This window comes from Cytobacillus kochii (assembly GCF_020171845.1).
GTDB lineage: Bacteria > Bacillota > Bacilli > Bacillales > Cytobacillaceae > Cytobacillus > Cytobacillus kochii.
Genome location: NZ_JAIVAM010000029.1, coordinates 1 through 7018, shown reverse-complemented (window position 1 = coordinate 7018; position 7018 = coordinate 1). Strand labels below are relative to the sequence as shown.

Below are 7018 nucleotides of genomic sequence, written 5' to 3'. Positions count from 1 at the left end.
CTATAATCATAATCGATACCAAAAACGACTAAACGGCTATAGCCCTATGGAATATAGAGCTATAGCCGCTTAGGTAACTTTTTATTATTTCCACTGTCTACTTGACAGGGGGCTGTTCACATTCAAAGAAGAGTGTGTGTTCGGATTTTTTTATTTAGACTCATCTCATTCTTCTTTGAACCTGCTTCCAGAATTTTCGCAATAAATGACTTCGATACTTAATAAAAGATTTACTTTGTGTATCACACAATAATTTAGTAAAATAAACTATTAGATACTAAAAAATAGAGAAGTACGATGTCAAATAACTAGAAAGAGTGCAATGATGAACAAAATACAAATTGAAACGGAATATATTACTTTAGGGCAATTTCTCAAAGTAGCTGATTTAATTCAGTCAGGGGGAATGGCAAAATGGTTTTTAGGTGAATATGTTGTATTTGTTAATGGGGAACAAGATCAGCGTCGTGGGAGAAAGCTAAGAGCAGGCGATGTAATCGAAATACCTGATCATGGCACATTTACAATTTCGAACAATTAAGGATGTAACCGCCTATGTATATAGAGCAATTACAAATAAAGGATTATCGCAATTACAATGAACTGTCGGTACAGTTTGATAATAAGGTCAATGTCATTTTAGGTGAGAATGCACAAGGTAAGACAAACGTGATGGAATCTATTTATGTTTTAGCCATGGCTAAGTCTCATCGCACCTCAAATGATAAAGATCTTATTCGTTGGGATCAGGAGTATGCTAAGATAGAAGGTAGAGTAGTAAATAAGCATGGTTCTCTACCCATGCAGCTTGTGATATCTAAAAAGGGTAAAAAAGCAAAGTGTAACCATATTGAACAACAAAAGCTTAGCCAATATGTCGGTAATATGAATGTTGTGATGTTCGCGCCTGAAGATCTCCATTTAGTAAAAGGGAGCCCTCAAGTAAGGCGTCGTTTTATTGATATGGAAATTGGACAAGTATCCGCCGTTTATCTTCATGACATTAATCAGTTTCAGAAAATACTCCAACAACGAAATCATTATTTAAAGTTGCTACAGTCACGTAAACAGACTGATCAGGCTATGCTTGATATTTTAACTGAACAATTTATTGAGATGGCTGTTAAAATAATCGCCAAGAGATTCGAGTTCATCTATTTGCTAGAAAAGTGGGCAATGCCGATCCATGAAGGTATTTCTAGGGGACTTGAAACGTTAAAAATTCAGTATAAGCCTTCTGTTGATGTATCAGAAGAACAAGATTTGTCGAAAATGAAGAATATATACCTAGAAAAGTATGAAAAAACAAAAACAAGAGAAATTGAAAGAGGCGTTACATTGTTCGGCCCTCATAGAGATGATTTGTTATTTCAAGTGAATGGACGAGATGTGCAAACCTTTGGTTCTCAAGGTCAACAAAGAACCACAGCATTATCAGTGAAACTTGCTGAGATCGAACTGATTCACGCTGAAATTGGAGAATACCCTATTCTTTTATTAGATGATGTACTATCGGAATTGGATGATTACCGGCAATCGCATTTGCTTAATACGATACAGGGAAAAGTACAAACATTTGTAACGACCACTAGTGTCGATGGAATAGATCATCAGACTTTAAAAGAAGCAGCTGCGTATGAAGTGAAGGCGGGCAGCCTTAAAAAAATTCAATGAGGTGAGGCCTTGTATATTCATATTGGCGAGGATGTATTAATACGTGCAAAAGATTTGGTAGCCATTATTGATAAAGAAAGTGTCGGCTCTTCTATAAATGCAGAAGAGTTTTTGCAGCGTGATGACGCTTCTTCTACCAATTTGGCTAAAGGTGTGTACAAATCAGTTGTGATTACAACCGATCATATATATTACTCTCCTCTTGCTTCGTCTACTTTAAAAAAGAGGACGAGGAAATTGATTGTTTAATGTCGATGATGAGCTAATAGAGTGAAAAAGAATGATATGCAAAATGGAAAGTGTAGGTGATCGATGTGTCAATGGATCAGGAAGCAATGGGGCAACAATCCTATGATGAGAACCAGATACAAGTATTAGAAGGTCTTGAAGCAGTTAGAAAACGTCCAGGTATGTATATCGGATCAACGAGTGGAAAAGGATTACATCATTTGGTATGGGAAATTGTCGATAATAGTATTGACGAGGCACTTGCTGGATATTGTGATGAAATTAATATAAGTATTCTCGAGGATAATAGTATTAAGGTCGTTGATAATGGACGTGGGATTCCTGTTGGGATACAAGAAAAAATGGGAAGACCTGCTGTAGAAGTTATTATGACTGTTTTACATGCCGGAGGAAAATTTGGTGGCGGAGGCTACAAAGTTTCTGGTGGTCTTCATGGTGTTGGTGCATCTGTTGTTAATGCTCTTTCTACTCAGTTAGAAGTCTATGTTCATCGTGACGGGCAAATCTACTATCAGAAATATCAACGTGGTGTACCGAGCGCAGACTTAAAAGTAATCGGTGAATCAGAAGTAACTGGCACAACCACAATTTTTAAGCCAGATGGTGAGATTTTCACAGAAACATTAGAATATGATTTTGATACATTAGCAACGAGGGTCCGCGAATTAGCTTTTTTAAATAAAGGATTAAAGCTTACTCTTTCAGATGAACGTGAAGAGGATAAGACCAAAGAATTCCACTATGAAGGTGGTATTAGGTCTTATGTAGAGCATTTAAATAAAAATAAAGAAGTACTTCATGAAGAGCCGATTTATATTGAAGGCGAAAAAGATGGTATTTCTGTTGAAATATCAATGCAGTACAACGATAGCTATACAAGTAATATCTATTCTTTCGCCAATAATATTCATACGTATGAAGGTGGAACACATGAATCTGGATTTAAAACAGCGCTGACGAGGGTGATTAATGATTATGCTCGTAAGAATGGCGTGTTTAAAGATAATGATGCCAACCTTACAGGTGAAGACGTCAGAGAAGGTTTAACAGCGATTGTTTCAATTAAACATCCTGACCCTCAGTTTGAAGGACAAACGAAGACGAAATTAGGCAATTCAGAAGCAAGAGCAGCAACAGATACGGCTTTTTCGGAAGCCTTTGAAAAATTCTTATTGGAAAATCCATCTGTTGCAAGAAAAATCGTCGATAAAGGTATGATGGCTTCAAGAGCTCGAGCAGCAGCTAAAAAGGCGAGAGAACTAACAAGAAGAAAGAGTGCTTTAGAAGTTTCTAGTCTTCCAGGTAAGCTTGCTGATTGTTCTTCAAAAGATGCGTCTATTTCGGAACTATATATCGTTGAGGGTGATTCAGCGGGTGGTTCAGCTAAGCAAGGACGAGACAGGCATTTCCAAGCAATTCTACCACTTCGAGGAAAAATCCTAAACGTAGAAAAAGCACGGTTAGATCGAATATTATCTAATAATGAAGTACGAGCAATGATTACTGCCTCTGGAACAGGAATCGGTGAAGATTTTGATATTACGAAAGCAAGATATCATAAAATCGTTATTATGACAGATGCCGATGTAGATGGGGCGCATATTCGAACACTATTACTAACATTCTTTTATCGTTATATGAGACAAATCTTAGATGCGGGCTATATATATATTGCGCAGCCACCTTTGTATAAAGTTCAACAAGGGAAGAAAATCTCATATGCTTATAACGATCGCCAATTAGACGAGATTATGAAAGAGCTTCCGGCTACGCCAAAACCAAATGTCCAACGTTACAAAGGTTTAGGTGAGATGAACCCAGATCAATTATGGGAAACGACAATGAATCCGGAAACGCGTACGCTCTTACAAGTAAGCTTAGAAGATGCGATTGAAGCAGATGAAACGTTTGAAATCCTTATGGGAGATAAAGTAGAACCACGCCGTAACTTTATCGAAGAAAATGCGCAGTATGTGAAGAATTTAGATATTTAATGAAAGTCAGGATAGAGTTGGTTCTATCCTGCTTTTACATAGATATTGTCAATAAAATGTAGCCTAAGCAATAAGCTTTGTGCGATAGGGAGGTACCTATAGATGGCTGATACGCCTAAGTCCCAAATTAAAGAAATTAATATAAGTGAGGAAATGAGAACGTCATTCTTGGATTATGCAATGAGTGTTATCGTTTCCCGAGCCCTACCTGATGTACGTGACGGGCTAAAGCCTGTGCACAGAAGAATACTTTATGCAATGCATGATCTTGGCATGCACTCAGATAAACCGTTTAAAAAGTCTGCCCGTATTGTTGGAGATGTTATCGGGAAATACCACCCACATGGTGATTCAGCAGTATATGAAACAATGGTAAGAATGGCACAAGACTTTAACTATAGATATATGCTTGTTGATGGACACGGTAACTTTGGATCAATTGATGGCGACTCTGCTGCTGCCATGCGTTATACAGAGGCCCGTATGTCAAAAATATCAATGGAATTGTTAAGAGATATTAATAAAGATACCATCGATTATCAAGACAACTATGATGGAGAGGAAAAGGAACCGGTCGTGCTTCCTGCCCGGTTCCCTAATCTACTTGTAAATGGTACATCAGGTATTGCTGTAGGAATGGCTACCAATATCCCTCCTCATCAATTAGGCGAAGTCATTGATGGTGTACTTACATTAAGTAGAAATCCGGAAATTACGATTCCAGAGTTAATGGAAATCATTCCTGGACCAGACTTTCCGACTGCAGGACTTATTTTAGGCCGTAGTGGAATTCGGAAAGCTTATGAAACAGGAAGAGGCTCTATTACACTTAGAGCAAAGGTTGAAATCGAACAGAAATCAAATGGGAAAGAAGTTATCATTGTTAATGAAATCCCATACCAAGTGAATAAAGCAAGATTGATTGAAAAAATTGCTGACCTTGTACGTGATAAGAAAATTGATGGTATTACAGATTTACGTGACGAATCTGACAGAGATGGTTTACGAATAGTTATTGAAGTCCGCAAAGATGCCAACGCAAATGTGCTTTTAAATAATTTATATAAACATACGGCACTACAGACAAGCTTCGGTATTAATTTACTTGCTTTAGTGGATGGACAACCTAAAGTATTGAATTTAAAACAGTGCTTAGAATATTATTTAGCCCATCAAGTTGTTGTTATAAGAAGAAGAACAGAATTCGAATTGCGGAAAGCGGAAGCAAGAGCGCATATTTTAGAAGGTTTACGAATTGCCTTAGATCATTTAGATGAAGTCATTAAATTAATCAGAGCGTCAAGAACTACAGATATTGCCAAAGAAGGTTTAATGACACAATTTGATCTTTCGGAGAAGCAAGCGCAAGCGATTTTGGATATGCGTTTACAGCGTTTAACTGGTTTAGAGCGTGAGAAAATCGAAGAAGAATATGCTAGTCTTATTCAATTAATTGCAGATTTAAAAGCAATTTTAGCAAGTGATGAAAAAGTATTAGACATTATTCGCGAAGAACTTACAGAACTAAAAGACCGTTTTAATGATGAACGCCGTACAGAAATTGTTTCCGGTGGTCTTGAGCATCTAGAAGATGAAGATTTGATTCCTCAAGAGAACATTGTTATTACCCTTACACATAAAGGCTATATTAAGCGATTACCGGTATCTACTTATCGTGCCCAAAAACGAGGTGGAAAAGGGATACAAGGAATGGGAACAAATGAAGATGATTTTGTTGAACACCTATTGACTACCTCAACGCATGATCATCTCCTTTTCTTTACGAATAAAGGAAAAGTGTATCAAGCTAAAGGGTATGAAATTCCTGAATTTAGTAGAACAGCGAAGGGGATTCCTATCATTAACTTGTTAGGTATTGAAAAGGATGAATGGATTAATGCTGTTATTCCAATAGAGGATTTTGTGGATGATTGGTTCTTGTTCTTCACAACAAAACGAGGCATTTCTAAACGTTCACCGTTATCTTCATTTGCTCATATCCGTACAAACGGTTTGATCGCTTTAGGTTTAAAAGAAGAAGATGAATTAATCTCTGTACGTCTTACAAATGGAGATAAAGAAATTATCATCGGTACAAAAAATGGTCTCCTTATTCGTTTCCCTGAAGATGCGGTCCGTTCTATGGGACGTACAGCTACTGGTGTAAAAGGAATCACTCTGAGTGAAGAAGATGAAGTGGTTGGAATGGAAGTTCTAGAAGAAGGGGACAACATTCTAGTAGTTACGAAAAAAGGTTATGGTAAACAAACACCAGCTGATGATTATCGTATTCAGGGTCGTGGTGGTAAAGGAATTAAAACGGCCAATATTACTGAAAAAACTGGGGATCTCGTTACGATGAAAGCTGTACGTGGTGAGGAAGACATCATGTTGATTACCACTGGCGGTGTCATTATCCGTATGGGAGTAGAAGATATTTCAACTATGGGAAGAAACACGCAAGGTGTAAGACTTATTCGAATCGATGAAAGTGTGAATGAATTCGTCTCTACTGTAGCAAAAGTTGAAAAGGAAGAAGAAAAAGATGGAGAAGAGCGAGCAAAGCCACTTGAAACTGCAGAGGAATTGCCTGAAGCATCTATCGACAGTGAAGATGAAAGAGAATAAACAAATTGTTTAAATCAAATGAGTGCCGACACAATTCAAATTTCAAAATTGAATTGTGTTCGGCTTTTTTATTAGGATGAGATCATTTTAATGACTACCTTTAGCAAACTACTACAGACTATACTAATAGGGTTTTATAGATTCTTTTAGGAGTATCAATGGAGGTATTTCTTGGTGTTAACTATGAATGAAATGGTCAATAAATTATTTTATAAAAATAATTGTTGAATAATGCTTGCAAATAGTGGTTACTGCTGATATACTTATTCAAGTCAGCAAGAGGACGACATGAAAGATTGATTGACATCAAAAAAAGATGTTGACTCAGATGACACGATATGTTATATTAATAAAGTCGCTTCTGAAGCGAACGAGATTGTTCTTTGAAAACTGAACGAACGTAAAACGTCAAGCGTAATTCTAAAAAAGCTGATTTATCAGCAACAAAGCACCATAGGTGCAAATGAGCTAAT

6 protein-coding genes are annotated in these 7018 nt (G+C 37.0%); all 6 read left to right on the top strand.

The features are described from left to right. Window positions 1-73 (top strand): IS3 family transposase (locus tag LCM23_RS26295; protein WP_404826626.1); only part of this gene is annotated, 73 nt, incomplete at its 5' end. A gap of 249 nt (window positions 74-322) precedes the next feature. Continuing rightward, window positions 323-541, top strand: coding sequence for a S4 domain-containing protein YaaA (yaaA, locus tag LCM23_RS25525; RefSeq protein ID WP_095371327.1), 219 nt, complete (start codon window positions 323-325; stop codon window positions 539-541). Between the two features lie 14 nt (window positions 542-555). Continuing rightward, window positions 556-1674 carry a DNA replication/repair protein RecF gene (gene recF / locus LCM23_RS25520; RefSeq protein WP_095371326.1) on the top strand — a complete coding sequence of 373 codons (1119 nt, stop codon included), beginning with the start codon at window positions 556-558 and terminating at the stop codon, window positions 1672-1674. 9 nt (window positions 1675-1683) lie between these two features. Then, window positions 1684-1923 (top strand): extracellular matrix regulator RemB, encoded by a 240-nt coding sequence (gene remB, locus LCM23_RS25515; RefSeq protein WP_224939338.1) that lies wholly within the window; start codon window positions 1684-1686, stop codon window positions 1921-1923. A 71-nt stretch (window positions 1924-1994) separates the two neighbouring features. Then, the gene (gyrB, locus tag LCM23_RS25510) at window positions 1995-3917 is read left to right on the top strand and encodes a DNA topoisomerase (ATP-hydrolyzing) subunit B (RefSeq protein WP_224939339.1); all 1923 of its coding nucleotides are present in this window, start codon (window positions 1995-1997) and stop codon (window positions 3915-3917) included. 102 nt (window positions 3918-4019) lie between these two features. Next, window positions 4020-6545: a DNA gyrase subunit A gene (gene gyrA, locus LCM23_RS25505; RefSeq protein ID WP_224939337.1), complete on the top strand. Its 2526-nt coding sequence runs from the start codon at window positions 4020-4022 to the stop codon at window positions 6543-6545. Window positions 6546-7018 lie beyond the last annotated feature (473 nt).

Excerpts from the sequence above, each read along its gene's own strand:
- yaaA (WP_095371327.1), top strand. The coding sequence starts at position 323 with ATGATGAACAAAATACAAATTGAAACGGAATATATTACTTTAGGGCAA.
- recF (WP_095371326.1), top strand. The coding sequence starts at position 556 with ATGTATATAGAGCAATTACAAATAAAGGATTATCGCAATTACAATGAA.
- gyrB (WP_224939339.1), top strand. The coding sequence starts at position 1,995 with ATGGATCAGGAAGCAATGGGGCAACAATCCTATGATGAGAACCAGATA.
- gyrA (WP_224939337.1), top strand. The coding sequence starts at position 4,020 with ATGGCTGATACGCCTAAGTCCCAAATTAAAGAAATTAATATAAGTGAG.